Origin of the sequence: Leptospira bourretii, from assembly GCF_004770145.1 — a bacterium.
GTDB classification, from domain to species: Bacteria; Spirochaetota; Leptospiria; order Leptospirales; family Leptospiraceae; genus Leptospira_A; species Leptospira_A bourretii.
Window position 1 is genome coordinate 221,986 of record NZ_RQFW01000016.1, and the last position, 25,611, is coordinate 247,596.

The window sequence follows — 25,611 nt, forward strand, 5'->3', positions numbered from 1 at the left end:
ACAACCCGATAATTAGAATGATGAAACGGAATTTCGGAAACCTGTCTATTCTTTTTGGATACTTTGTGGTTTCTCTCCTCGTGACCTCCGTTTTGTTCGGATATTTTGAATGGATTCGTCCCCTTCGGATGAAATCAAATTTGATTTCTGCTTTGGAACGTTTTGATGAAGATCGAACAAAAGAGTATTTGAATACACTCGAGTTCTTTTTTCGCGAATCAACTCTTCCTTACCGAGCCTCCCAAGTCACATCCCGAATCAAAGACACCCTTGGTTTAAAATATGTTCGGTTGTATGATGATTCCCTTCGCCTCATCCATAGTACAAACGAAACAAGTGAAATTTTCCAAGATGAATTGAGACAGGATCCTTCTGGGTTGTCAGAGGGAAAATTGAAAAACCTTTCTAACGGTGATTATGTGTATCGTGATTTGTCCGGGAAGTTTTTTGTTGTGTTTCCGAAAGGTCCACCGCTTCCAAAACAAATTCAAAATGCTAATTTAGAATATGGATATCTATATTGGGCCTTCGATCCCAAATCCCAAAAAATATTATATACAAATGATGAATCCATTTTAACGGGTGATAGAGAAAGTAATCAATTACTTGGATTGTTTTCAGGAAAAGAAGGGCAAACCATCACTTGGCAGTTAGATGGTGAAAATTCTAAACTCATTTTAGAATCCAGGGAAAAGTTTTCTATTTATTTGCTTCGTCAATCAGATTCAGAAGCGGATGAAATACGGTTTGGATGTTTTGTCCTTTTTCTTGTTACCTTTACTGGATTATTTTACATTCGATTTATTTGGATTGTCACTCATTCTCGCAGTTTTCAGTTCAAACGTAGAATTCTTTTACCAGTCATTGTTTATCTAATTTTACTTTTGTTTTATCAAAAGAGTTATGAACTTTTTCCTGATTATCGTTATTACAAACCATGGACCAAACATAGATTGGCTCAATTTGAAGAGACATTATCTGTCCTTGAAAAAAATCTTCTTCGTGAAGGGCTTGGAGAAGGTGGGGGACTTGGAGAAACAGAAAGAATCGTTTCTGAACTGTACCTTTGGAAAAAAGATTCAAATGAAAACAAAACAATTCAAAATCGTTTTGGAACTGAGATTTTCAGTTTATTCGAACGCATCCAAAATCATCCTATTACAATTTTATTCGAATCTGATTTTGACTTAGTATATTTAATTCCCAAACGAAACAATGAAACGGGTTCCATTTCCATTCTTGTGGCGGTGTTAGATTCTAATCTTTTACAGGCGAAAAAAGAAAAAGACCGGGATGAGTTTTATTTTCCATTAGTTTCTGCTAAACTATCGGATAACAAAAGTAAGGAACAAGTCCTTTTTAATCCTCGTATCTGGAAAGGAGAGGATACTTCTAATTTTGTTCATTTGGATTCGAAAAAACAATCAGTTGGTTTTTTACATCATAAGTTTCATTCTTATTATACTTCTAAAGAACATGGGAAACCTGGATTTTTATCTGGATTATCTGTTTATCGTTATTCTTCCTTCCCACCGTATTTGTTAAGTTTTGGATATTTATTCGTTGGACCTTGGATTTTCTTTGTGTTGTGGGCTTCCATAAAACGCAAATGGGAACATCGTAATATGTTAGGGGAATCCCTTTGGGTGAGTGATGAATCACCAAATCTAGAAATAGAGATAAAAAAATCTGTCTCTCCTAAAGAAGGAATTGAAACTAAAATGGAACCCGTTATAAACAATCCTAGTCCTGTGAAAAAAACGAGTTTTAAAATTTTACCCCCGGCCACTTGGAGAAGAGTCGCCATTCTCGATGCAGTACAAAAAAAACGAGAAACTATTTTTAATCCTGAATTAGAAAAGTTAGTTCAATCCGTTACCAAAAAAGCAGAACCAAAAGAAACTAAGGCCAGTTCGCCGGAAAATTTCTTCACAATGATCCCGGAAGAAAAACGTGTAGAATATGGTTTGCTTGATAAAATATACAGAGAAAATGAAATTTCTTATGACGGAATTATTGGTTATACTAAAAACTTTATTTCACGGCTTGGTTCACCTCGATTTTCTTATTTGTTTTTAAATGATTCTTTAGGTTCCTTTCACAATCAAATTTCATCCGGACTTGACTATAACACTCGCTCTAACTTAATTTTTTTACACCATGATCCTTATTTGCCTTTTGATGAATCTGGATTTGCTATTTTGGATGTTGACGATACAGTAAGGCTTGATCGATTTATCGCAAAAAAGTTTTCTTGGGAAATCCTTTTGCAAACAGAAGCAATCATTGCTTTTCATATGGAATCACTTGGTTTCCCGGGTATTTTTTTGGTTCTGTTGAACAAGGAAGAAAGGGCCAAATTTTTAGAATCTCATAAACGAATGATTCAAGAAAAACTTCGCCAAGTGATCCCCGCCCTCCATGTCCTTGTGGAAAAAGAAGAACGAAAACCTGAGTTTTTAAAAGACAGTTTGTCTTGGATGATTCGTTCTTTTATGCAAGCTACCTTCGGCGGAAAAAGATCCACATCTGTACTCAGAATCCAATGGCCAGAATACCATCCGTCACCAGAATGGGAACGTTCAAAACGACATTTTGTGGATTCGATCCAAGGGTATTTGGAAAGTAAAGATCGATTGATTGAAACATCACCCAATTCTATGTTGATTGTAACGGCAAAAGATTTGTATCTTTCTGTGATCCAAAAATTACAGGAACTTCCATTTCGCCATGAAATCAAATCGATGAAATTTCCTGATGATGGACAAAACTTCTACTTATACTTTTAAATTTGTTTGTATCTTATTTTTATCCACCCAAATGGTCTGGGCCGGCGGAAGCAAAAAAAAAGAAGAAACAACTGCTCTAAGAAAACAAATTTATAACTTACACAAAGTAGATGATGAAACAACCTCCATTCCTTATTTAGAAAGGTATTTGGATTTAAGCCAAAACGAGCTGTATTTTAAATTACTTTATGCAAAAGCACTATTGTATAGAAACGATTTGTCTGTGCCGAGACCGGATGAACCGGCAGAAGATCGAATCAATAAAGCAAAACTCATTCAAAAAAACTATAACCTTTCCTCTAAACTTTTCCAAGAAAATGTTTTACATCTGGAAAAAGTGAGGCCTAGGGATCCAAACCTTGGTCGGTGGTATTATCTTTGGGCTTTTAGTGAATGGTTTTCAGATAACAAAGAAAAGTCGATTAAACTATTTCAAAAGGCAGTGAAGTTGGACTACCGTTTGACCGAATCATATTATAATATTGCATCTCTGTACGAATCTCTTGGTCAGTGGCAGGATGCCAGTTTGTATTGGCGTAAGTTTGAGAAGGCCGAAAAAGAATTGGAAGAAGAAGATTAATGGCAAAAATTGATAAACGATTTCAGATCCTACTTTCCGAAGATGAACAAATTTTATTAAAAAATGAAGCTTCCAGAAGAGGGATTTCCCAGGGAGAACTCATTCGGATGGCTTTAAAAAATGAAATTATCCAAAAATCGGAACTTGTGAGAAGAAAGGCACTTGTCGCCTTAACGGAGTTACTGGATTGAAGGTTTATCTTACTTCTTCTTTGTTGTTAACACTGTTACGTTCTTCTCGTAAATTAAAGATTCAAAAACTTTTGTTAGAAGCACTCGATTCTCACCAAAGATTCTTTACATCTTCTTTTTCGATCCACTTATTGTTGCAAGGATTAGAGGATATTGATGTTATAAAGAAAAAACAGATCCTTGGTTTTTTAGAAGATCTAACGGATACTATTTTCGAATTAGATACCGAAAGTCTTAGAACTCAAATTTTAATGTCCGAAACCTGTGATCTTGAGATGGCAATTGCATTAAAAGAGGGGATGGAAGAAGTATTTGTGGATTTAGAAAGGGAGGTAACCTCCCTGCCTTTACTTGTTGTTCGAAACTTCTTTGGGGAAACTAAATGAAACCGGAGGAGAAAGTTGACTTTTTTGGTCTTTTGAGTCCCATTCATTCAGATAACGATTGTAAGCTGAAATTCTGAAATAATAGGTAAGTCCTGGTTGGAAAAGAAGTCCTCGTTTTTCCCTTCTTGAATGATCTACTTGGTCGGCGAGAGGCCTAAATTCATCAGTTCCCAATTCACCCTCTGGAACATAAATATTATTTACGAGAGTTTCTTCACTAATACAAAAACGTTTGTTTCTAAAACTACTTTCATCTTCATTCCCATCAATTTTATTAAAGTTCCCAACTTTGTCTTTTTTGACAAAAACGGAACCGAGCATTCGTGTGGGGGTGAGTCCGTAATGGATGATATAACCGCCACCACTTTGGACTTCTTTTTCATGATTGGAATTCCATAAAAAACAAATTGGATCCCCTGTGTTTGGATTTGATTCCAATCGAAATCTGGTGGGAACATCGGGAGGAGTTTGTTCTGTATATTCAAAGGAGAGGGATTGGACATTAGGAACTGATTTTCCCAACGGGTCTGGCCTAAACCATAACTTCCATTGGTAATATTTGAATTTGATTTTTGGGAGTCCTTTGTCCAGAGATCCAATCCTTGTCCAAGAAGGATCCATTTTAGAATCCAAAAACTTTTGGTTCGAACCACGGAAGTAAAGTTCTAACATTGTGTCTTTGGGTTGTTCGATATTCCAATGAACGCGAGTTAAACTCGAATTACTATATTTTGTTTCTAAAACAGGAGAGATAGCACTGTTACCTTCCATAAAACCAATTTTGGTTTCATCATCATAACGAACTGATTCAAACTTAGTGTATTCTACTTCCGGTTCTCCTTTGTGGATATGAAACCCATCCAAATTTCCATAAAATGATTTTCCAAGGACTAGTGGAGTGGAATCGTTTTCAGGAAAACCAAAACCTAATGTGTCCGCTTGGCTGTTTTCATATTCAGCAGTTTCTATCCCATTTTGGTACATGATGTATTTGTGATTCAATGTATCAAAATATAGAGAGATCACTTCCCAAGTTTTCCGTTTGAGTTTCACTGGTGATTCCAAAACAAAACTTGCAGTTCTACCATCTGATTTTTGGAGTAGGTTGTTGACTTGTAATATTGGTTTACTTTCGTCTAACTCGAGTGAGATGCCGTATTTTTTTCCTTTTACATAAACAGTTCGGTCCAAAATGACAGAACCCGCACCTTGTTCACCCAACCGAACAGGAATGGAAATGGTAAAAGGATCGGGATGGGTTCCAAAAAGAGAATTCCCGGAAACGGAAAGATGGATTTGGTTTCTGCGACCAGAAAAGTATGCGGATCTTTTCCCAAAAAAATAAGTTTGGTCGTCGGTTAAATAGGAAGAGGAAACAACTGAGATGGATTTGGAATGAAAAGGATACCCGGCTTCCGTGATTTGTGGTTCTTTCACATCACCTTCAAAGTCGAAAAAAAGTTCTCCGTGTTTGGGAGTATTTTCTTTGGGTTTAAGAAAGTTCTTTTTGCCTGGTTCCGAATTCTGAACCACACCGTTTTTTTTCCAAAGGCTAAGGTTCAGGATTTCTTGTTTTGGGACTTCCCATCCAAATATGGGTAGGCCCCAAACAAGGAATAAGATTACGACTGTTCTTCGATCAGTCCCAATCGTTTTTGGTGCCGTCCACCTTCGAATTCTGTTTCTATCCATTTTTTTACGATTCTCTGCGCTAAATCTGTTCCGAGAACCCTTCCCCCTAAAACGAGTACATTGGCGTTGTTATGGCGTTTGGACATCTCCGCCGTAAACTCATCATGGCAAAGGGCCGCTCGAATGCCTTTGAAACGGTTGGCGGCAATGGATGCTCCAATGCCTGTTCCGCAAAGGGCGATGAGTCTAGGAACTTCACCGGAAAGAACCTTTCGGCAGGCATCTCCAATGATGGTAGGGTAGTCGACGGACTCTTCGCTCTTAGTACCGTAATCGACAATTTCGTAAGTTTCCTCGAGACTTTTCCTAAGGAATTCTTTGAGGGCAAAACCTCCATGGTCAGAAGCAATTCCAATTTTTTCTTTCATTCTGCTTTCTCCTTTCTATGTTTTAGGGCATCGGTGTATGATTTTAGTGATTCCAAAGAAAGAGAGAGTAAAAACTTATCTCGTTCTCTGAGTAAACTTCCATAGTATCCTGTGAATAAATCTATATAACGTTCATGTTTATTTTTAGGATTTTTTTCTGATAAATATTCTATGGATAGATTTGTGATTTCTTTTTTGATTTCCAAATGGGACTCAAACCATTGTTTGGCGAGTGTTACTTCTCCAGGAGTGAGTGGGTATGGACGACTATCAGAGAGAAGGATTCTCCACTCATAAGAAAAAAAACTTTCTTCCTTTTCGTTACCAGCAAGTAGTGAGGATTGGAAATACTCACCTAAATCCTTTGTCTCTGGGTCATCCGCAGGAAGGGTTTTGGACACCTGGTCTCGAAAACATTCTAACGAGGCCACACGGTGCTCTGCTGATTCTTTTGCATATTCTCCCATTTTGATACGGTCCAAATTGATGATATTTGGACTAATCGCACCAGGTGGGATTTCTTTTTTTAACGGAACATAACAATCTTTTGCAACTTCCCAACCCAAGTTCCCTTCGGGAATCCAAAGGGAATGGGCAGAAATCGATCCAGCGAAAATGAATAAAAGAATTGGAAAGGGTCTTACAAAATTACCCATGGGTTCTTTCAAATTCTTTGATAAAGGAAATCAGGGCATCAACTCCTTCTTCAGGCATTGCATTATAAATACTTGCCCGAAAACCACCAGCTTCCCGATATCCTTTGAGTCCAGCAAACCCTTGTTCTTCGGCAAGAGTTAAAAATTTAGAATCTAAAGAATCGTTATAGCTACGAAACACAACATTCATAACGGAACGAAACTCTTCTGGAACTGGGGCATAAAAAAGGTTGGATGCATCGATGGCATCATACAATTTTTTTGCTTTCCTTTCGTTTGTGGTTTCCATCGCCGCAAGGCCACCATTCCGTTTTAAGTATTTAAATACAAGTCCTGCAATGTAGATGGAATAAGTAGGAGGTGTATTGTACAAAGACCCATTTTTTTCCATGAGTGCAAAGTTCATTAGGTTCGGAATCGGGTGATCAAATGTTGGTAATTTTTCTTTGTCGTAAATGACAAGTGTGAGTCCAGAAGGCCCGATGTTTTTTTGTGCTCCCGCAAAGATGACAGAAAAATCTTCTATAGGAAGTTTTCGACTAAGAAGTTCACTTGTCATGTCAGCAAAAAGCGGAGCCTTTTTTAATTTAGGAAAAGTTTTATAACGAGTTCCATAAATGGTATTGTTGGAAGTGATATAAACATATTTGGCTCCCTCATTCACGATCTCATCAGCGATGGTGGGAAGTTCCATATATTTGGATTCAGCCCCATTAAAAATAGATTTTACATTCGGGTAAAATTTCTTTGCTTCTTCAAAGGCTTTTTTGGCCCAAACCCCTGTGAGCGCAAAATCAGCAGAGTCTCCCGCTTTTAAATAATTAAAAGGAATGGCGGAAAATTGTAAAGTAGCACCGCCGGGGAAATAAACCACCGCATAACGAGAAGGTAGGTCTAGTAATTCCCTGAGGTCACTGAGAGATTCGTCCAAAATATTTTGGAAAACATTTCCCCTGTGGCTCATTTCCATAACAGACATTCCAGTTCCTTGGTAATTTAGGAACTCACTTTGCGCTTCCTCCATGACTTCTGTGGGCAACATGGCAGGGCCGGCATTAAAATTGAAGACTCTGTGCGTAAATGTAGGCATTCTCCCACAGAATTTTGAAGATCCACCCCCCGGTAAATAGATTTTTATTCTAAAACTTGCTTTGCAGAATCACAAAGGTTGTTATTCTTGTGGGCATCTTTACCCCAAATTTCGTGAGGAAACAATGAGAATTTCTCGTTCCATCATCATCTGTCTAACTTTCGTCAGTCTTTCACTGACAGCCCAAACCAAAGCCCCCCTCGGCGAGTCCGAAATTAAGGGTTCCAAAAAAATCGAATTCATCAACCGTTCCTTACGTAAGGCCTCGGACGAAATCATCCAAGAAAACACCGAAATTGGTCGTAAACTTGCGGAAACCTTGGTAAAAGAAAATACGGCCACAGTGGATGGGGTCAAAATCCAAAGAGTGCTGCCTGGTGCTGATGGAAAATTGGGAGCCGATATCCTCACTCTTTCCGAATCACAAAGTTTTGACCATGTGAATTCGATTGCTCGGATCATTGCCTCCTATGTGGAAAAATCTTTCCAATACAAGGTGGGGAATGCGGAGACTTTGGCTCAGTACATCCTTTATTACAATGCAACCCATAGAAAAGACTCTAAGTTTTTTACAAAAAAATATACCGAAGGGGTGATCGCTGCCACTTCTCCAGACAAACTAGGGATCGATACTGTTTATAAAAACTGGCCAGGTAAAACACAAATCATCATTCCGATTGAAGGGAATATCTTAAAAGATAGTGGAAAGGATCTCACAACGGATGAGTTAGAAAAAGACGTCAATAAAATGGTGAAGGACAAAGAAAAAGATCCTGCCACCAAACAGAAGATGGAAGACGAAGCCAAAAAAATGGACAAGTTGCAAACCGATAAAATCAAAGAAGAAAAAAAGGTTTTGCAAGATAAAAAACAAGAAGTAGCAAACGAACAAAAAGACCTCCAAGACAAAAAAGATGCATTGAAGAAAAAGGAACAAGAAACAGTTGCCAGTCTTAATGAGTTAAAAAAAGACCCGGTCAAAAACAAAGCAGAAATCGAAAAGAAAACAGAAGAAGTCAAACAAATCGAACAAGAAAAAAAAGACACTGAGAAAAAGTCGGAAGCGGTAGAAGCCAAAAAAGAGGAACTCAGTAAAAAAGAAGAACAAATCGCTAAAAAAGAAGAAGCAAGAACCGGAACCACTTCAGGTGACACAGCTAAAAAAGAGGATACTGTCCAAAAAGCGGAAGCAAAAGTAGAAGAGTTAAAAACGGAACTCACACAAGCCAAAGAAGAACTGAAGAAAAAAGAAGAACAAAGTGACAATGTTGTGAACAACAAAATTCTTTTTATGAAGTTTATTAAATATGATACAGATGGTCACTATTCGAATGAACTTTGGGCCATTGATCCTGCAAAAGATGATGCTCTTTATAAAAGTTCCTATAACAATATTTGTTCCAAGGAATTTAAAGAAATCGCCAACCAAGGAGTGCTTGTTCTAGGTTATGACGGAGAAAAAGTCGAAAACAGAAAACACAAACTAGTGTTACTTGATCCAGATAAACTCGGTGTGAAAAAAACAAGTGAGTCTGCGGATATTTTTTGGAGAACACCAATGATCAATCGCGAAGATAAAATCTATGTGATTGAAAAGGTAAAAGACAAATACCATGTTTCCCGTTTTAAATCAGACTTAACCTTTGAAAAAAGAACGGAAGAAGCAGTAGAAGAAAACTCAGAACTCACTTTTTTTGGGGACAAAATTTATGTGACCGGCAAACCAAAAGAAGGTGATAAAACCACCATTAAGGTATTTAAAAAAGAAGATTTAAGCCTACTCAAAACCATCGCTCCGTAAGGAGGGTGGTTCCCTTCGTTTTTGAAATTCATATCAAAAACAGTTTGGGAGTGTTTACTCTTTTTGTTTTTTTATACTTTTTAACGACAAAGATTTCCGAAAATTCAGAATCTTAATCTTTTAAGTATTCGATTCTTTCTCGGATGGCTTCGTTAGATGGATTTTTCTTCGCTAAATCTTCCAGGAGTTTCACGGCTTGTGTTTTTTTACCCATAATGTCCCAAAGATCCGATAACTCCAATGCAGGCCTTGGATCGCTTGGAGATTTGGTGAGAAGTCCTAAATAAATTTCTTCTGCTTTCTCAAGGTCACCAATCAAACGTAAGGCGGCAGCTTTTCCTAATAGGGCAAAGTAATCGTCGCCGCTGGCAAGAATTTTGTTAAAACATTCCAAAGCTTTGTCGTAATTTCCAAGACCTCGGAGGGAATCCGCATACCGGTTGATGATGAGTTTGTTTTCAGGATCGGACTCAAGAATTTTTTCCCAATAGGTGATGGCAGTTTTAAAATCTTTTTTACCACGGTAAGATTCGGCAAGGCCATAGAGGGCAAAGAAGTTTTTTGGGTCGAGATCTTTGGCGCGATCGTAATAGAGAATGGCTTTATCGAAGTCTTTAATTTTGCGGTAACTGTTTCCAATCTCTGTTAGGATTTTGATATTGTTTGGTTGGCTTGAAAGTAATTTTTCCCACCACTGGATGGCATCCACATATCTTTGGCATGCAAAGTATAAATGTCCAAGTCCCACAATTACATACTGGTCATTTGGATTGATTTGAAGTGCTTCCATATAATACACTTCAGATTCTTTGAAGTTTTTTAATTTTCTATGTGCATCGGCCACTCGGGAAAGAATACTAGCGTCTGTGATTGTTATGTGGTGAAATTCTTCCGCTACTTCAATGATTCGTTTGAGGCTATTTAAATCTCTGTAGGCATTCATAAGTCCCATAAGTGAGAACTTATTGGTTGTATCTCCTGCCAAACATTTGCGGTAGTATTGGATTGCCTGTTCTGGTTGTTTGGTTTTTGCGTAATAATCACCAAGGCCAACAAGGCCGTATGTATTGGAAGGGTCTTCATCAAGTAATATGTCTAATCGTTCTTTTGCTTCTTTGAAACGTCCCTGATCAAGAAAACGATAGGCCTCTTTTGCAAGGGCTTTTATTTTTGTGAACTTTTCATCTTCTTGTGGCTTTTCAATATCTGTATTTTCCATATCCCTGTCCAATTTTCAGCATTCTTTTTTAGACAGTAAAAATCGACTCAAAAACGTGAGAACATTGACAACAGGCTCTTTTTTGCAGAAATGACAAAGAGGGGGAAACGTATGTCATCTACAACCGAAGCAATTACTGGCGGCCGACTGATGGTCGAATTATTGGAAGAAGCGGGTGTGGAAATCGTCTTCGGATACCCTGGTGGGGCCATCCTCCCTTTTTACGACGAACTCTATCATAGTAAAAAAATTAAACATATCCTGGTTCGACACGAACAGGGTGCCATCCATATGGCAGAAGGGTATGCTCGGTCTACAGGTAAGTTAGGTGTTTGTATTGCCACTTCCGGTCCCGGTGCTACCAACTTGATCACAGGCCTTACCGATGCAAAATTAGATTCCATTCCCATCCTCGCCATCACAGGCCAAGTGGCAACAGATGCCATTGGAACCGATGCCTTTCAAGAAGCTGATATTTTTGGAATCACAATCCCCATTACCAAATACAATGCACTGATCAAAAAAGCTGACGATCTTTCTCGTCATTTCGAAGAAGCCATTAAAATTGCAATGGGAGGAAGACCAGGTCCTGTGCTTTTGGATTTTCCAAAAGATGTGCAATTAGAAAAAACAACTGTCAGAAAAGCAACTTCGCTCAAAATTGCTCCCCATCATTATGAAAGGCCAAAAGTAAAAGGGGATCCACAAGAATTTGCGGAGGCTCTAAATGGGGCCAAACGCCCGTTACTCTATGTTGGTGGTGGTGCTATCAATTCTTTTGCGTCTGCAGAAATCAAGGCACTCGCAGAAAAGGCAAATGCCCCGGTCACTACCACTCTTATGGGTCTTGGTGCTTTTCCTGGAACTCATCCACTTTCTGTAGGTATGCTTGGAATGCATGGAACTGCTTATGCCAACAAAGCAGTGTTAGAATGTGATTATATTTTAAATTTAGGTGCCAGGTTTGATGACCGTGTTGCCAAATACCAAGACTTTGCACCGAATGCAGTTCGTGCGCACGTAGACATTGATGCAGCTGAGTTCAACAAACGAATCAATGTGGATTATATCCTTCATGGAGATTTAAAAGATGCCATTCGTGAAATCCTTCCATTTGTGAAAGGGGGGGACCGAACTTCTTGGATTGAAAACATCCAGTCCTTAAAGAAAAACCATCCACTTGATTTTGACAATAGTGGGGACAGCATCAAACCACAAGATTTTTTACAAAGAGTGTATGCCAAAACCAAAGGAGAAGCCATTGTTTCTACCGATGTGGGCCAACACCAAATGTGGGCTGCGCAGTATTATTTATTTGATAAACCAAATACTTGGTTAACCTCAGGGGGACTCGGTACAATGGGGTATGGACTTCCTGCAGCCATTGGTGCTAAATTTGGAAACCCAGATAAAATGGTCATCTGTGTGACGGGAGACGGGTCCTTTCAAATGTGTATCCAAGAGTTGGCTACTATCGCACAATCTCAGTTAGGTGTGAAGATTTTACTTTTTAATAATAACTTTCTTGGAATGGTTCGCCAATGGCAGGAACTATTTTATGAAGAGAGATTCAGCGAATCACAATGGACCTACAATCCAAACTTTGTCAAATTAGCTGATGCATATGGGATTCCAGCCATGCGAATCGAACATAAATCAGAAATTGATAAGGGTGTTGAATTTTTCTTAAAAGACAATGGATCTGCTCTCATTGAAGTAATGATCCCCGCAGAAGAAAAAGTTTTTCCAATGATCCCTGCAGGAAAATCTCAACAAGATCTAATCGAATTCAAAGACTTGGGGAAAATGAAAAAATGAAACACACTCTAAGTATTTTAGTAAATAACCATCCAGGTGTGATGAGCCATGTTTCTGGACTTTTTACACGTCGCGGATACAATATTGATTCCATTGCTGTTGGTGTGACTGACAACCCTGATGTTTCGTCTATGACCATTGTATTGAATGGAGATGATTTTATCGTTGGTCAGGTAAAAAACCAACTCCTTAAACTTCCAGACGTTCTAAAAGTCCAAGATATGGCTTATGCTAGTTCCGTACAAAGAGAACTGGTGCTCATTTCATTTTCGATTACCGAAGTCAATCGAAGTGAAGCTCTTACGATTTGTAATGGATTTGATGTCAAAATTTTAGAAATGACAGAAGACTCCCTTCTCATTGAATTTTCTGGAAATTCAAGACAAGTAAGTAATATCATCTCAGTTCTCAAACCCTTTGGAATTCGGGAGATTTCTCGTACTGGCCAAATTGCCATTGCCTATCGAAACCAAAACTCCGTTTAGAATCCACTTGACAGTGGCCAAATTTGGGGAAAACATTGGGTCGTTAAGTGGGTCAATGTTTCTCCATGGTTCGCAAATCAATTGTATTTTGTCTTCTTCTCCTAACTATTGTTATCTACGCTGAATCTGAACGTCTGACCATTCCTCTCAAACGAGGGCAAGGTTCCGATGTTTTGTATTTTGACTTCGGAGAAACGGCTCCTACCTCGTTTCTGGCAGTGGAAAGACTCCAAGAACCAAAACTAGAAGATTTAAAACTAGGTTTTTTAGATCCAACTCCCGGATACTTCAACGGACCAGACGGTGGGGAAGTATACCAATGGTCTAAAAACCACTACCAATGGAAACGTGCGGATGGAAGTGTTTACACCGAATGGGCCAACGGAACTTTTAAGTTGGATTTTCCTTCTGGTATTGGTTTTATTTCAGCACCCATGTCTTGTAACGGATGTTTGTCGACTCTCGTATGGAATTATCCGGATTTAACCAAAATCACAAAGTATTGGATTTCGCATCGAAAGGAATACGATTATATTTACCAAAAACCACATAACTTTGAAAACTACCTCCTTGTTGATGAAATCAAATACGGAAAACCCAAATTAGAATTTGGTAATTATGTGTTTTATGGATCAGACAAATGGAAGGAATACTTGCGTGTGTTTGGTGATAATTTTAAAATGAAATCTTTTTTACAATATGTGAAATCAGAATTTCAATTGGAAAATCGAGGAAAAATTCCCGTTTTACTTTTCGATCAGTATGAGGATTCCAAGGAATACGTAGGTGTTGAAATTCCTGGAGGAATTGAAGATGGAGGGTTTGGGGGAAGGGATTCTGTGACTCTTTGCTGCGGCGAAAAAATGCCACAAACCACAGGGGACATAGAGTTTGATTCAGATGCACTTCGTCGTATTCATTTTGGGACTTTTTACCATATTGCTCTTCATAATTTAGAACAAGTAAGTTGTTTTAAAATTCAGTCAGAAACGGGAAAAATTCCTCCTGCTGAAATCTCCGATCCATGGTTCGAAGCGGGACTTGCAAGTTACATCGAAGCAAAATTCTTCGAAAGAAAACAATTCTATATATACAATGATGCTGAAAAGTTAATTCGAGAAAATAAAGTTCCAAAAACATTCAAATCATTGTTAGATGCAAAATATAAAGATTTAATTCCTTATTCCATTGGACCAGTTCTTATCAAACACATTCATGAAACCTATGGAAAAGAAGCCATCATGTCCTATCAAAAGGACACATGTTTGGGAACCTCTCCATCACTTGCATTACAAAATGCAACAGGAGTTTCACCTGACCAAATTTTAAAAGATAGTTTATTGCGTTTTGAAAAAGAAAAAGACCCTATTTTAAAAATGGGAAAAAAATTGCAACTTTCCGGTTATTCCACTATGAATGCAAAGTTTCCCGCCGAGTTTAAAAATTTTTTAGAAAAAGGTTTTGAACTCCCCGAATCCGCATTGGATATCAAAACCTATACTGAACTTCCCGACTTACAAAAAATCTTTCCTGCTCATGTGGAATCTTTTTCAGGAAAACTGGAAGGTGATTTTTTAGGACCTAATTCCAGTTATTTTTATCTTTGGAAAAAAGGAAACTACCGTTGGTATGGAGATTCTTGGGAAGCCAATGTGTTTCCCGGAAACCAAATTCTTTACAGAGGTTCAAACTTTACTTTGATTGAATGGGAAGGTGGGAAAAAACAATATATATCACCGAAAGGAGATTCGGTGATATTTTTTAATTTGGAATCCAAATCATATTTGGATGCAAGCGGAAATCAAATCACTCCTTAGTGACCTTCTAACCAACGTTCGGCTTCGAGTGCCGCCATACAACCGCTACCTGCTGCGGTAATGGCTTGGCGGTACACTTTGTCCTGAACATCTCCTGCAGCAAAAACACCTGCCACATTGGTTTGTGTGGTTCCTGGTTTTGTAACGATATAACCTGTTTCGTCCAAATCCAATTGTCCTTGGAACACTTGTGTGTTCGGAACATGTCCAATCGCATAAAAAAGTCCACCCACTTCTAAATCTTTTTTGGATTTGTCTTTTGTGCTTTCGAGAACAATGGAGGTTAGACCTGCGGGCCCACCTTTGGCTTCAACTACGGTTTGGTTCCAAAGGATTTCAATTTTTGGATGTTCCATTGCCCGTTTTTGCATGATCTGGGAAGCACGGAGTTGGTCCCGTCTCACCACTAAGTACACTTTGGATGCAAACTTCGTGAGGTGGTTTGCTTCTTCTACGGCAGAGTCACCTCCACCCACAACAGCGAGTGCTTTGTTTCGGTAGATGGGGAGGGCACCATCACAAACGGCACAGGCAGAGATCCCGCGTTGCCAGTAGGTTTCTTCCCCTGGGACGTGCATCCGTTTTGCAGTGGCTCCTGTGGCAATGATCACAGATTCCGCTTTGATTTCTTCGTCATCTGACCAGATGGTAAAAGGGCGTTTGGAAAAATCCACTTTGGTGATGGTTTGGGTGTGGATGGTGGTTCCGTATTTAGAGGATTGTTCGCGGAACAGTTGGGTGAGTTTGGTCCCGTCGATTCCTTCTGGGAAACCGGGAAAGTTTTCTACTTCCGTTGTGGTGGTGAGCTGTCCACCGGCAGCCACTCCACCTGCCATAAATCCTTCATACATCACCGGGTTTAGATTGGCTCTTGCGGCGTAAATGGCTGCGGTATGTCCTGCGGGACCGGATCCGATGATGACAACTTTATGGTTCATAATTTCTCCTATTCTGTATCTTGTTCTTTATTGTTTAGACGGGATTTCCAGGTTTCCTGTCTATTTTGTTTCGCAAGCCCGGACCCAAGGTGCATAGTAGGGATCCCCGGAAAGTGGGCTTTTTTCCAAGGTCAAAAGATAGTCCTTCTGTTTGAATCCTCTGGTTAGGCAAAGGTAAGTGGTTTCGAAAAATTCCAAAGTTTCTTTTTTCCCTTGGAAACGAATTTCTTCCAAAATTTCCAATGCTTCTTTTTCGTAACCTGTGGTAAGATAAAGCCGGAAGAGTTCACGTTGTACTTCCGTGTCGTCTTTTTTTAGTTTGTGATATTTTTCCAAATAAAAAATGGCTGTGGCAATGGACTGGTAACTTTCTGCAAGAAGGAGTCCCATTCTTTTCAAAACGGGGTCATATTCAGGATTTTCACGGAGAGACAGTTCGTAGTAGTAGAGGGCTTTGGTTTTTTCTCCCACCATTTCCCATTTTTTTCCCTCTTCAAAAAGGGACCTTTCCTTTCGACCGCAATTAACGACTAACAGGGCAGCAAACGTGAGTAAAAAAATAAGGGAGTTTCTATGAACCACATCTCCTTTTTTCCTGACATAGCCATTTGTGGCAAAAAAAATAATAAGTCTCTTTAAGCTTTTTGTCCGACTCTTTAAGTAACATAAGAGAGTAAAGATGGGTTCCAAATTGCCAGTTTCTCAAAATCAGCTTTTACAAACATTCCAAGAGTACCTGTCCGTAGAAAAAGGACTGAGCGATAATTCGATATATTCCTACGGATACGATCTCAATAAGTTTGCGATCTTCTTGGAAAAAGAACATATCAACTTCTTAGAAGTAAAAGCAAACGACATTATGCGTTTTTTAGAAGAAGAAAGAGAACGCAAAATCTCTGCAAAAACACTGGCTCGCGAAGTGGTGGCAATCAGACAGTTTTATAAGTATCTACGAGACGAAAAAAGATTAGATTCTAATCCAACTGAAAAAATTGAAACTCCAGAAGTTGCTAGAACCATCCCCGATTATTTAACTCAAACCGAAATTGATGAACTCTTTCGTAACATCAAAGAGGACAATTTGTACGAACTTCGTGACAAATGTATCTTTGAACTTTTATATTCTTCTGGGCTTCGTATCTCAGAAGCATGTAATTTAAAAATGACTGATATCGACATGGAAAACATGACGATCACTGTAGAAGGAAAAGGGGGACGCCAACGCCTCGTTCCTTTTGGTGAAAAGTCATTGGAAATTTTAAAAAAATATCTTGCGGAAAGCCGCACAGAAATTTTGAAAAAAAGAACTTGTGAGTTTGTTTTTGTTTCTAAAAAAGGATCGTATATCAACCGTAAGTCGGTTTGGCGCCTTTTGAATCATTACATCAAACGTACAAAAATAAAGAAAAAAGTAACACCACACACTCTTCGCCACTCTTTTGCTACTCACCTACTTGAGAACCATGCAGATCTCAAATCGGTTCAGGAACTTTTGGGTCATATCGATATTTCGACGACTCAGATTTATACTCATATGGCAAATAAAACTCTGAAGGAAGTTCATAAGAAATTCCATCCGAGAGGATAATGTCGAACCAAAAGAAACCCACGGACTACGGAAAAGTAGTCCGTATCCAAATTCCTTCCAACCCCCGTTTTGTTTCTCACACCCGTAATTATTTTTTTAATCTTTGTTTAGAACATGGATTTTCTCTTTTTGATTCTCTCGACCTGAAACTGGTGATCGGGGAAGCCATTGTCAATATCATCCGCCATGCCTATTCCGGAAATACAGGAAAACCCATTTTTATTGAATTCCAATTTGATAAAGACCGAGTGGAAATTCGGTTGAGGGATTATGGAAAAAAAGTGGAACCAGGCGAACTTCGTAGTTTTGATCTCAGTGATTACCGTGAGCATGGGATTGGACTTTTTATGATCAAAGAACTCACCGACTATTATTTTCTTGACCAATCTTTTGAAGTAGGGAACCAGATGGTTCTCATCAAAAGAAAGTAACCTCCATTTTTCTCGACAACACTCACCAATTTGGAATTTTATCCGTATGGAAACAATTCACGCAACGACCATCCTTTCTGTTCGTAAAAACGGTAAAATAGCCGTAGGTGGTGACGGTCAAGTGTCAATGGGAAATACCGTGATGAAACATACCGCTAAAAAAGTCAGAAGACTTTACAACGGTAAGGTGATCGCCGGATTCGCTGGAAGTGCTGCTGATGCCTTTACTCTATTTGAACTCTTTGAAAAAAAATTAATCGAACATGGTGGCTCAGTCTCTCGGGCTGCAGTGGAGCTTGCACGCGAATGGAGGATGGACCGGATGCTTCGTAGACTTGAGGCACTTCTGATTGTTTGTGATGCCAATGAATCTTTTTTAATTTCAGGAACAGGAGATGTGATCTCACCGGATGATGGAGTGCTTGCCATTGGTTCTGGTGGGAATTTTGCTCTTTCGGCCGCTCGTGCTCTTGTACAAAATACGGATATGGATCCAAAAGATATCATTACAAAAGCAATGGGGATTACTGCTGATATTTGCATATACACTAACCATAATTTGGTGATTGAGGAATTATAAAATGACATACCCTACTATAATCGCAGAAGTTGCCGGATCTCAAAATCCAGCCGAGGAATTAACCCCTCGTCAAATTGTAGAAAAATTAGATGAACATATCATTGGACAAACCAAAGCCAAACGAGCTGTGGCTGTAGCGCTTCGGAATCGTTCCAGACGTCGTAAACTCGATGAGTCTCTTAGGGAAGAAATTTATCCTAAAAATATCATTATGATTGGGCCAACGGGTGTTGGAAAAACCGAAATTGCACGTCGTCTGTCAAAGTTATGTGGTGCACCTTTTTTAAAAGTAGAAGCCACTAAGTATACAGAAGTAGGTTATGTTGGTCGCGATGTAGAATCCATGATTCGTGATTTGGCCATGGGTGCATTGAATTTGGTGAAATCCGAATTTCGGGACCGAGTCAAAGACAAAGCCACAGAAAAGGCAGAAGAAATTGTTCTCGATGCCATTTTACCACCCATCTTCCATAAAAAAGAGGAAGATCTAAATCCGGAGGAAAAAGAAAGGCAGTCCAGTTATCAAGAATCTAGAGAAAAGTTTAGAGAAAAACTTCGTAAGGGTGTCTTAAATGAACAAGAAATCGAAATTGATATTCCCAAACCTTCGGCACCTGCAGGAATGCCCATGTTGCAAGTGTTTGGTGCTGGGAATATGGAAGATATGGACAACCAATTACAAAGTTTACTCGGTGATTTGATGCCTAAAAAAACCGGCAAACGAAAGGTAAAGGTTTTGGATGCTAGTAAACTTCTCACCGAATCGGAAGCAGAAAAACTGATCGATGCTGACAAAATCCAATCGGAAGCCGTCAGGCGTGTGGAAGAAATGGGAATTATCTTTTTAGATGAAATTGATAAAATTGCCGGTCGGGAAGGAAGACAAGGTGCCGACGTATCCCGGGAAGGAGTCCAAAGAGACTTACTGCCGATAGTCGAAGGATCTACTGTGAATACAAAGATTGGTCCGGTCAAAACCGATCATATTCTTTTTATTGCGGCAGGTGCTTTCCATATGACAAAACCATCTGACCTGATTCCGGAACTCCAAGGTCGGTTTCCCATTCGTGTGGAACTGGAAACATTAACAGAATCTGATTTTATTAAAATCCTTACCACTCCTAAGTCTTCTCTCACCAAACAATATGAAGCTCTTCTTGCCACAGAAGGTGTAAAAATCAATTACACAACTGACGGGATTGCCGAGATCGCCAAACTAGCGTTTCAGATGAATGAAAAAAATGAGAACATTGGTGCCAGAAGACTCAATACGATTATGGAAAAACTTTTGGAAGATACAAGTTTTGATGCACCTGACTTGCCTGCAGACCAAAAAGAAGTTGTCATTAACGAAGGTTATGTGTCTTCCAAATTAAAAGGAATCATCGAAGATAAGGACTTAAGCCGTTTCATTTTATAATTTGAATTGAGGCAAACCACCATTTGCCTCATTCGATTTCTATTAACGTTTATCTGTTAAAGAATCAGATCCACTCTTTCAAATCCGCGAAGGGAATTTCCCACAAGGATTTCGTCCGCATCTAACAAATCTGATTTGAAAAGTACCGTTTCTTTGACCCAGCCTTTTCGGATGAGGGCTTCCCGAAACACACCGGGGAGACCTCCTGTTTCGAGAGTTGGGGTAAACCAAAACTTTCCTTTTTTCAAAAATAGATTTCTAATATTGGTTTCTAGAATCCGTCCATCCCGATTAAACAAAATACAATCATCTATGGATTTGGTTTTACATTCTTCTAACATTTTTTGATAAAACGAACGGTTCGTTGTTTTATGGTATAAAAACAAATCGTTGGAATCGATTGGGTGATCCGCAAGTCCTAGTCGAATGGTGGGGCGAATTTTTGGATTCGAAAAAGAAAATGTTTCTCCGCGAAATTCTCCCCTTTCTCCGAGTAACAAACGAATGCGTAAGGTATCATCGGATCCATCTGTGAGAGTTTTTAAAGTGGATTCGGCTTTTTGTTTAGAAAAGGGATAACCAAAACGATTTGCCGTTTCTTCCATTCTTTCTAAGTGGAGATCTTTTAAAAAATAATGTCCATTACGGTATCGTAATGTTTCCAAAATTTCAAAACTGGGAAGGTTGGGGTTTGTGATGAATTTTAATTTTGATAGGCATTCCTTGTATTCTGCCTCGGCATCAGAAAGAACTGTAATTCCACTCCCCACTCCATAATTCCCTGTCCAGAGATTCTCATCTTTTTTTAGATTTAAGGTTCTTATGGAAACATTGGAACGAATCCATGGGGCACCATCTAACATTTCTGAGACGAATAGGGATCCTGTATACAAACCTCTGTTTGTATTTTCCAATTCTCTTAAAAGTTCAAACGACCTTTTTTTTGGAGCTCCAATCACAGAACCAGAAGGAAAAAGAGCCTTAAGGACGGGAAACCAGGCAAAGGGATTTTTTAATTTGGCTTCCACTTTGGAAACCATCTGCCAAACCGTTTCCAGACCTTTTACAATAAAAAGATCAGTGACTTGGACTGTTCCTTGTTTGGCGATCCTTCCTAAATCATTTCGATACAAATCGGTAATCATTACATTTTCTGCTCTCTCTTTGGCAGATGATTGTAGGATGGTTTTGTTATCTTTATCTTGTTTGGATGTAAGACCTCGAAGGTTGGTTCCTTTCATTGGTTCTGTTTGGATCTCGTTACCTTTGACTTCAAAAAACAATTCCGGTGATAAAGATAAAGTCCTTGTATCTAAAAAAGGATAATAAACAGAGTATTTGGTTTTTTGTTTTGCCTTTAGAGAATGGTAGTACAAAAACAAATCCCCTTCGATAGAAATCGAAACGGGAAAACATAAATTTAATTCGTAACTTTCACCAAGTAAAAGTGCCTCTCTTGTTTTTTCGAAACGTTCTTTGTATGTTTCTTTATCCCATAAGACAGTAATATTTTTTAATTCTAGTTTCCCAAGGTTGAGAGAAGAAGGATTGGGGTATTTGATTCTTTTTTTTTGTTTGTAAACAGAATACTGAAGGAGGGGAGTCCCTTCTGCAAGAGGAGATTTGTTTAGATCCAATCCTTCGATAAAAAAGTATCCAAGTTCGAAAAAAAGGGCACCACAAGGATAAAATCCTTTTTCTCTATAGTCATCTAACTTGGATAAGTTGGCTTTGATTGTTTCTGCGACTGGTTCTTTTTCTGTATAGAGGATTTCTATTTCTTCTTGTAAGTCAAAATACCAATCGCAAAGAGTATAACCTGGTTCGGACCGGGAATCTTCAAAAAGAAAACCTCCAATTTTTCGGTATTCTTTTTCAAAAGACTCCCAAGTAAGTTCTAAAACCTGTATCAAAACTCCATCTTTTGGAGAGCCTCTAACGGATAGTTGAGGTACACCGTAGTTGTTTTTTTACTAGTTTGGATATCAAAACAATCCAATGGATCAAGTCCTAAGTTATAAAAACCTTCATCAATCATTGCAATCCCAAACCCGGCACTTTCTTTTTCATCCAAAAAGTCAGGCCTGAAAAATTCTGCTGAGTTGCCTTGTTTTGCAAGTTCCGCATGTCTTTCTCTACTTTTACGAATTCGATTTAGATCCATTCCCATAATGGGGGAATCATTCCGGATTCTGATGTAAACAGAAGTAGGTCTGATTTCAATTTTCATTGAAATTTTGAGATCATATTTTTTTACTTTTTCTCTAACGATTGTTAAGAATTCTTTTTCGTCGATGGAGAGGTTGTGTTTTTTTGATCTTTTTTTATCCGATAAAGTTAGAATCTTTTGAACCACTTTTTTGATTTTATCAGGAACAATGTAACGTTGCATTGCATCCCGAAGTGGTTCTGTTTCTAAAATAATGTCGAGTAACTCTTCTGCTTCTTCTTCTGGAGTTTGTCCCTGTGCTGTAAGTTTATTCAAAAGTTCATCTTGAAAAATCACAAAACGTGTGTTTGCTTTTACAGCATTTAATAGGGCTTCCATTAGACCGCTAAACAAATGAAATGAAGTGAGTGGATTTGCACCAACTCGGTTTAAGATTCCTTGAACTACTTCATTGACGATATCTCTTGTTGACTTGGTGAGTCCTTTTAGTTCAAAATGGAAATAGTCCTTTTGAATCAATTGGTCCAAGTTTTCGATGATTTCGGTGCCTTTATATTTGATTTTCTCGTTTCCCATTGAGGTTCGCTAAACTTTTATGTTAAAAAAACGGGAAAACATGGTTTTGTAAACCAGTTTTCAATTCCGTGGCAAAGGATTGTGTCCATGAAAGAATTCCTCTTAAAAACTCCTGATTTGGGTGATACAGAAAAGATCGAATTGGTTCGTTGGCTCCGAAAGGTAGGTGATTCCGTGTCAAAAGGGGACGAAATGATCGAACTTGTCACCGACAAAGCAGCTTTCCCCGTCGAATCTCCCTATTCGGGAATCTTAAAAAAAATCATAATGGAAGAAGGATCTGTAGTGAAAAAAGGAGATATCCTCGGAATCATGGATATTAACGAATGAAAATCCTACACATTTCCGATTTACATTTCCCGAAGAAACTTCCTTTGTTTTCTCTTCGTGGAAAGGCAATCGTCGGTTATCTCAGCTATCGGTTGAGACGAAAATCAAAACATCCACTTGTCTTGGTTTCGGCAATGATTGAGGCCATTAGTAAATTAGAATATGATGCACTCATCATTTCGGGCGATTTGACAAATGTTTCACATCCTGGTGAATTTCAAAATGCCAAAGAAATTTTACGTCCTCTTCTTACAGACAAAACGTTTTTAATCCCGGGAAACCATGATCGTTACCAAAAACGAGCCATTGGTCCAAATCCCTTATTTGAAAAAACATTTAGTGAATGGATGGGAGACTCTCTAGATACAAAGTTATACATTCGCTCCAAAAAAATTGGTGGAAAACTTTTTATTGGTTGGGATTCCAATTATGCCATCCCTCGCATCACAGCCAATGGTTATGTTGCACCTGAAGTGATTGAAAAAACGATACATTTGGTTCAGGAACCTTATGTACTTGTTTGTCACCATCCACTTTGGAATCCCAAAACAGAAATCGAATCCAAAGCGCACCAAATGACAAACCGAACGGAAGTGGTTGATAAACTAAAAGTTTGTCCACCAGAGTTGTATTTGCATGGACATACGCATACCAATTGGGTCAAACTTCCTGGACCTAGTGCTTCTTTTCCCATTGTCAACTCAGCATCCAGTACGAGACTTTCCGATCGGAATCACGAATGTGGATTTCATTTGATAGAGATGGAAAAGTCTATTTCATACCGTCGTTTCATTTATTCAGAAGACAAATTCATTGAGACCAATCCAATTTTTTATGAAGAATCGGAAGGAGTCATTTAAAAGGACAAACCATGGCAAATTCAAAAGTTGATTTAACATCCATCCAAAGACAACTCATGCAGGTAAAACACCCTGAGTTAAAAAAAGACATCGTAAGTTTGGGAATGGTCGCATCAGTAACACCAACTGATGATGGAATCGAAATTTTAATCAAAACTCCAAATGCGGACAGACGATTACAAATTGGACTGGAAGCACAAACAAGACAGCTCATCTCCAAAATCGAAGGAGCAGGTAAGGTCAAAATCAAATTCGAAGTAGACCAAAACCTAAAAATGGAAGATGGAAATCGTATCATCGGTGTTAAAAAAGTCATCGCTGTTGGATCCGGAAAAGGTGGTGTTGGAAAATCAACTGTCACTGCAAACCTTGCTTCTACCCTCGCACGTAACGGAAAAAAGGTGGGAATTCTTGATGCAGATATCTACGGACCTTCCCTTGGAAAAATGTTTGGAATCAATGGTCGTGTTGCTTTAAAATCCGAAGAAGATAAAATTTATCCAATTGAAAAACATGGAATCAAACTCATTTCGTTTTCTTTTCTTGTGACGGAAGACCAACCTGTGGTTTGGAGAGGGCCTATGCTTGGTAAGGCCATCGAACAGTTCTTATACGATGTTGTTTGGGGAGAGTTGGATTATCTTTTTATCGACTTACCTCCAGGAACAGGAGATGTCCAACTTTCTCTTGCCCAACTCATTGATTTGGACGGGGCAGTGATTGTGACAACTCCGCAAGAAGTAGCGGTTCTTGATGCAGGGCGGGCTGCGGCCATGTTCAAACAAGTAAAAGTACCAATCCTTGGAATTGTGGAAAACATGTCTGGATTTGCTTGTCCGAAATGTGGTCATGTAACGGATGTTTTTTCGAAAGGAGGAGGGGAAAAACTCTCCAAACAAGTCGGTGTACCAGAGCTTGGCTCAGTTCCATTGACACTAGACGTCATGAGTTCTGGTGAGTCAGGAAAACCGGCACTCCTAGAAGCAGGGGATTCTCCTTTAAAAGAAGCATATTTCCGCATTGCAAAAAATTTGGAAAACCAAATCGCCGAGTGGGAAGATTAAAAATCACTTGTTTCTTCAGAGCTTTTTCTTAGTCTAAAAGATACACTATGAATTTTGAACGCGGTTCCAAACCAAACCCTACCGGTAACTTGATCGCATACTGCCATGTATTCGGTGAAAATCCGATTGCACCCGGTGGTAAAATCATAGCATCGAATGTGGTCGTAAGTTTTTTAAAGATTGGCGACAACTACCCTGTGGTCACCTTTCCTCCTGTGGGTTTACCTTCTAAAGAGGAACTCATGAAAATTCTTTCGGACAATATCCATCTTTATGATGTCGTACAACTCCCAGACTTTCAGATGCCTGAAAACAAAGAGTTGGCCAATCAGTACATCCAAGAGAGGATGGAACAGTTCAATTCAATGGTCATGCGTTATGTGGAATTTTGTAAGGCCAAAGAAAAGAAAACGCAAACCACAAGCCTCACAGAACATTTAGACCAAGTCAGTGAACCCTTAGAAACTTTAGCAAGTCTCTCTTTAGAATTTCGAAACACTTCTGGAATTGCTAGGGAAGCTACTAGGCTTAAGATGGAACGTATCGTTGATTACTTCCATAACAACCATCCCACTCTTGATATAGATAACTTTAAAAAAGCATTGTCTGTTCCAGGAAAGATGGGAGATGAACTAGTGGGATTATACATACAAAAGTTTAACGCCATTCAAATTGAAAATTATGAAACTGCTTCTGATTTGCGAAAACGCATTTTAGAAATAGAATCTACATCTCCTTAACTCTTTAGGAAAAAAATTTCTT

25 protein-coding genes are annotated in these 25,611 nt (G+C 38.8%); 16 read left to right on the forward strand and 9 right to left on the reverse strand.

The features are described 5' to 3' along the window. The first annotated feature begins 17 nt into the window (after positions 1-17). Genes EHQ47_RS11340 through EHQ47_RS11355 form a run of 4 tightly spaced genes read left to right on the forward strand, consistent with a single transcriptional unit; the run spans position 18 to position 3,946 of the window. Positions 18-2,789 carry a hypothetical protein gene (locus tag EHQ47_RS11340; RefSeq protein ID WP_135777208.1) on the forward strand — a complete coding sequence of 924 codons (2,772 nt, stop codon included), beginning with the start codon at positions 18-20 and terminating at the stop codon, positions 2,787-2,789. After that, positions 2,761-3,369 (forward strand): tetratricopeptide repeat protein, encoded by a 609-nt coding sequence (locus EHQ47_RS11345; protein ID WP_004784637.1) that lies wholly within the window; start codon positions 2,761-2,763, stop codon positions 3,367-3,369. The genes EHQ47_RS11340 and EHQ47_RS11345 overlap by 29 nt, the downstream gene beginning before the upstream one ends. Continuing rightward, positions 3,369-3,560, forward strand: a complete 192-nt coding sequence (locus tag EHQ47_RS11350) for a CopG family transcriptional regulator (RefSeq protein ID WP_135694949.1) — start codon at positions 3,369-3,371, stop codon at positions 3,558-3,560. The genes EHQ47_RS11345 and EHQ47_RS11350 overlap by 1 nt, the downstream gene beginning before the upstream one ends. After that, positions 3,557-3,946: a hypothetical protein gene (locus EHQ47_RS11355; RefSeq protein ID WP_135777209.1), complete on the forward strand. Its 390-nt coding sequence runs from the start codon at positions 3,557-3,559 to the stop codon at positions 3,944-3,946. Before EHQ47_RS11350 ends, EHQ47_RS11355 begins: the two co-directional genes overlap by 4 nt. Here EHQ47_RS11355 and EHQ47_RS11360 read toward each other — a convergent pair. The 4 genes from EHQ47_RS11360 to serC all read right to left on the reverse strand — a co-directional run bounded on the left by EHQ47_RS11360 (position 3,908) and on the right by serC (position 7,752). Beyond that, positions 3,908-5,479 (reverse strand): concanavalin A-like lectin/glucanase, encoded by a 1,572-nt coding sequence (locus tag EHQ47_RS11360; RefSeq protein WP_135777210.1) that lies wholly within the window; start codon positions 5,477-5,479, stop codon positions 3,908-3,910. The two genes, EHQ47_RS11355 and EHQ47_RS11360, sit on opposite strands and share 39 nt — an antisense overlap. Before the next feature lie 89 nt (positions 5,480-5,568). After that, positions 5,569-6,006 (reverse strand): ribose 5-phosphate isomerase B, encoded by a 438-nt coding sequence (rpiB, locus tag EHQ47_RS11365; RefSeq protein ID WP_002975248.1) that lies wholly within the window; start codon positions 6,004-6,006, stop codon positions 5,569-5,571. Beyond that, positions 6,003-6,662 carry a hypothetical protein gene (locus tag EHQ47_RS11370; protein ID WP_135777211.1) on the reverse strand — a complete coding sequence of 220 codons (660 nt, stop codon included), beginning with the start codon at positions 6,660-6,662 and terminating at the stop codon, positions 6,003-6,005. The genes rpiB and EHQ47_RS11370 overlap by 4 nt, the downstream gene beginning before the upstream one ends. Beyond that, on the reverse strand, positions 6,655-7,752 hold the full coding sequence (gene serC, locus EHQ47_RS11375; RefSeq protein ID WP_135777212.1) for a 3-phosphoserine/phosphohydroxythreonine transaminase: 1,098 nt from the start codon (positions 7,750-7,752) through the stop codon (positions 6,655-6,657). Before serC ends, EHQ47_RS11370 begins: the two co-directional genes overlap by 8 nt. Before the next feature lie 124 nt (positions 7,753-7,876). Between serC and EHQ47_RS11380 the strand changes: the two genes are divergently transcribed. After that, positions 7,877-9,553 carry a P83/100 family protein gene (locus EHQ47_RS11380; RefSeq protein ID WP_135777213.1) on the forward strand — a complete coding sequence of 559 codons (1,677 nt, stop codon included), beginning with the start codon at positions 7,877-7,879 and terminating at the stop codon, positions 9,551-9,553. Between the two features lie 112 nt (positions 9,554-9,665). Here EHQ47_RS11380 and EHQ47_RS11385 read toward each other — a convergent pair whose 3' ends face one another. Next, on the reverse strand, positions 9,666-10,772 hold the full coding sequence (locus EHQ47_RS11385) for a tetratricopeptide repeat protein (RefSeq protein WP_135746664.1): 1,107 nt from the start codon (positions 10,770-10,772) through the stop codon (positions 9,666-9,668). Between the two features lie 111 nt (positions 10,773-10,883). On the opposite strand from EHQ47_RS11385, the gene ilvB reads away from it, so the two are divergent. The 3 genes from ilvB to EHQ47_RS11400 all read left to right on the forward strand — a co-directional run bounded on the left by ilvB (position 10,884) and on the right by EHQ47_RS11400 (position 14,892). Beyond that, complete coding sequence (ilvB, locus tag EHQ47_RS11390; RefSeq protein ID WP_135694956.1) at positions 10,884-12,590, forward strand: biosynthetic-type acetolactate synthase large subunit; 1,707 nt, start codon at positions 10,884-10,886, stop codon at positions 12,588-12,590. After that, positions 12,587-13,075: an acetolactate synthase small subunit gene (ilvN, locus tag EHQ47_RS11395; RefSeq protein ID WP_135777214.1), complete on the forward strand. Its 489-nt coding sequence runs from the start codon at positions 12,587-12,589 to the stop codon at positions 13,073-13,075. Before ilvB ends, ilvN begins: the two co-directional genes overlap by 4 nt. 65 nt (positions 13,076-13,140) lie before the next feature. Then, entirely contained in the window at positions 13,141-14,892 is a 1,752-nt protein-coding gene (locus EHQ47_RS11400) for a peptidase MA family protein (RefSeq protein ID WP_135777215.1), read from the forward strand. Here the strand turns inward: EHQ47_RS11400 and trxB are convergent. Continuing rightward, positions 14,889-15,830, reverse strand: a complete 942-nt coding sequence (trxB, locus tag EHQ47_RS11405) for a thioredoxin-disulfide reductase (RefSeq protein WP_135777216.1) — start codon at positions 15,828-15,830, stop codon at positions 14,889-14,891. The genes EHQ47_RS11400 and trxB overlap by 4 nt on opposite strands. 60 nt (positions 15,831-15,890) lie before the next feature. Continuing rightward, positions 15,891-16,412, reverse strand: coding sequence for a tetratricopeptide repeat protein (locus tag EHQ47_RS11410; protein ID WP_135746660.1), 522 nt, complete (start codon positions 16,410-16,412; stop codon positions 15,891-15,893). A gap of 97 nt (positions 16,413-16,509) precedes the next feature. Here EHQ47_RS11410 and xerD point away from each other — a divergent pair, with 97 nt between their 5' ends. The 4 genes from xerD to hslU are packed head-to-tail and all read left to right on the forward strand — an operon-like array spanning position 16,510 to position 19,849. Further along, positions 16,510-17,418, forward strand: coding sequence for a site-specific tyrosine recombinase XerD (xerD, locus tag EHQ47_RS11415; protein ID WP_135746659.1), 909 nt, complete (start codon positions 16,510-16,512; stop codon positions 17,416-17,418). Continuing rightward, the gene (locus EHQ47_RS11420) at positions 17,418-17,849 is read left to right on the forward strand and encodes an ATP-binding protein (RefSeq protein ID WP_135746658.1); all 432 of its coding nucleotides are present in this window, start codon (positions 17,418-17,420) and stop codon (positions 17,847-17,849) included. Before xerD ends, EHQ47_RS11420 begins: the two co-directional genes overlap by 1 nt. Before the next feature lie 46 nt (positions 17,850-17,895). Then, a complete protein-coding gene (hslV, locus tag EHQ47_RS11425; RefSeq protein WP_100744608.1) occupies positions 17,896-18,429 on the forward strand; it encodes an ATP-dependent protease subunit HslV in 534 nt (177 codons plus the stop codon). Position 18,430: 1 nt separating this feature from the next. Further along, positions 18,431-19,849, forward strand: coding sequence for an ATP-dependent protease ATPase subunit HslU (gene hslU, locus EHQ47_RS11430; RefSeq protein ID WP_135777217.1), 1,419 nt, complete (start codon positions 18,431-18,433; stop codon positions 19,847-19,849). A gap of 56 nt (positions 19,850-19,905) precedes the next feature. Here hslU and EHQ47_RS11435 read toward each other — a convergent pair whose 3' ends face one another. Next, a complete protein-coding gene (locus EHQ47_RS11435) occupies positions 19,906-21,762 on the reverse strand; it encodes a chorismate-binding protein (protein WP_135777218.1) in 1,857 nt (618 codons plus the stop codon). Then, positions 21,759-22,595: a hypothetical protein gene (locus EHQ47_RS11440; RefSeq protein ID WP_135694963.1), complete on the reverse strand. Its 837-nt coding sequence runs from the start codon at positions 22,593-22,595 to the stop codon at positions 21,759-21,761. The genes EHQ47_RS11435 and EHQ47_RS11440 overlap by 4 nt, the downstream gene beginning before the upstream one ends. A gap of 87 nt (positions 22,596-22,682) precedes the next feature. On the opposite strand from EHQ47_RS11440, the gene EHQ47_RS11445 reads away from it, so the two are divergent. The 4 genes from EHQ47_RS11445 to EHQ47_RS11460 are packed head-to-tail and all read left to right on the forward strand — an operon-like array spanning position 22,683 to position 25,589. Then, complete coding sequence (locus EHQ47_RS11445; RefSeq protein ID WP_100744612.1) at positions 22,683-22,925, forward strand: biotin/lipoyl-containing protein; 243 nt, start codon at positions 22,683-22,685, stop codon at positions 22,923-22,925. Continuing rightward, a complete protein-coding gene (locus EHQ47_RS11450; RefSeq protein ID WP_135777219.1) occupies positions 22,922-23,785 on the forward strand; it encodes a metallophosphoesterase family protein in 864 nt (287 codons plus the stop codon). The genes EHQ47_RS11445 and EHQ47_RS11450 overlap by 4 nt, the downstream gene beginning before the upstream one ends. 11 nt (positions 23,786-23,796) lie before the next feature. Then, on the forward strand, positions 23,797-24,849 hold the full coding sequence (locus tag EHQ47_RS11455) for an Mrp/NBP35 family ATP-binding protein (RefSeq protein WP_100718354.1): 1,053 nt from the start codon (positions 23,797-23,799) through the stop codon (positions 24,847-24,849). Positions 24,850-24,896: 47 nt separating this feature from the next. Next, positions 24,897-25,589: a hypothetical protein gene (locus tag EHQ47_RS11460; RefSeq protein WP_135694966.1), complete on the forward strand. Its 693-nt coding sequence runs from the start codon at positions 24,897-24,899 to the stop codon at positions 25,587-25,589. The last annotated feature ends 22 nt before the right edge of the window (positions 25,590-25,611 follow it).

Bases quoted from the DNA above. Each gene is read 5' to 3' on its own strand.
- EHQ47_RS11340 (WP_135777208.1), top strand. From the start codon at position 18: ATGATGAAACGGAATTTCGGAAACCTGTCTATTCTTTTTGGATACTTT.
- EHQ47_RS11345 (WP_004784637.1), top strand. From the start codon at position 2,761: ATGGACAAAACTTCTACTTATACTTTTAAATTTGTTTGTATCTTATTT.
- EHQ47_RS11350 (WP_135694949.1), top strand. From the start codon at position 3,369: ATGGCAAAAATTGATAAACGATTTCAGATCCTACTTTCCGAAGATGAA.
- rpiB (WP_002975248.1), bottom strand. From the start codon at position 6,006: ATGAAAGAAAAAATTGGAATTGCTTCTGACCATGGAGGTTTTGCCCTC.
- EHQ47_RS11370 (WP_135777211.1), bottom strand. From the start codon at position 6,662: ATGGGTAATTTTGTAAGACCCTTTCCAATTCTTTTATTCATTTTCGCT.
- serC (WP_135777212.1), bottom strand. From the start codon at position 7,752: ATGCCTACATTTACGCACAGAGTCTTCAATTTTAATGCCGGCCCTGCC.
- EHQ47_RS11380 (WP_135777213.1), top strand. From the start codon at position 7,877: ATGAGAATTTCTCGTTCCATCATCATCTGTCTAACTTTCGTCAGTCTT.
- EHQ47_RS11385 (WP_135746664.1), bottom strand. From the start codon at position 10,772: ATGGAAAATACAGATATTGAAAAGCCACAAGAAGATGAAAAGTTCACA.
- ilvB (WP_135694956.1), top strand. From the start codon at position 10,884: ATGTCATCTACAACCGAAGCAATTACTGGCGGCCGACTGATGGTCGAA.
- ilvN (WP_135777214.1), top strand. From the start codon at position 12,587: ATGAAACACACTCTAAGTATTTTAGTAAATAACCATCCAGGTGTGATG.
- EHQ47_RS11400 (WP_135777215.1), top strand. From the start codon at position 13,141: ATGGTTCGCAAATCAATTGTATTTTGTCTTCTTCTCCTAACTATTGTT.
- trxB (WP_135777216.1), bottom strand. From the start codon at position 15,830: ATGAACCATAAAGTTGTCATCATCGGATCCGGTCCCGCAGGACATACC.
- xerD (WP_135746659.1), top strand. From the start codon at position 16,510: ATGGGTTCCAAATTGCCAGTTTCTCAAAATCAGCTTTTACAAACATTC.
- EHQ47_RS11420 (WP_135746658.1), top strand. From the start codon at position 17,418: ATGTCGAACCAAAAGAAACCCACGGACTACGGAAAAGTAGTCCGTATC.
- hslV (WP_100744608.1), top strand. From the start codon at position 17,896: ATGGAAACAATTCACGCAACGACCATCCTTTCTGTTCGTAAAAACGGT.
- hslU (WP_135777217.1), top strand. From the start codon at position 18,431: ATGACATACCCTACTATAATCGCAGAAGTTGCCGGATCTCAAAATCCA.
- EHQ47_RS11440 (WP_135694963.1), bottom strand. From the start codon at position 22,595: ATGGGAAACGAGAAAATCAAATATAAAGGCACCGAAATCATCGAAAAC.
- EHQ47_RS11445 (WP_100744612.1), top strand. From the start codon at position 22,683: ATGAAAGAATTCCTCTTAAAAACTCCTGATTTGGGTGATACAGAAAAG.
- EHQ47_RS11450 (WP_135777219.1), top strand. From the start codon at position 22,922: ATGAAAATCCTACACATTTCCGATTTACATTTCCCGAAGAAACTTCCT.
- EHQ47_RS11455 (WP_100718354.1), top strand. From the start codon at position 23,797: ATGGCAAATTCAAAAGTTGATTTAACATCCATCCAAAGACAACTCATG.
- EHQ47_RS11460 (WP_135694966.1), top strand. From the start codon at position 24,897: ATGAATTTTGAACGCGGTTCCAAACCAAACCCTACCGGTAACTTGATC.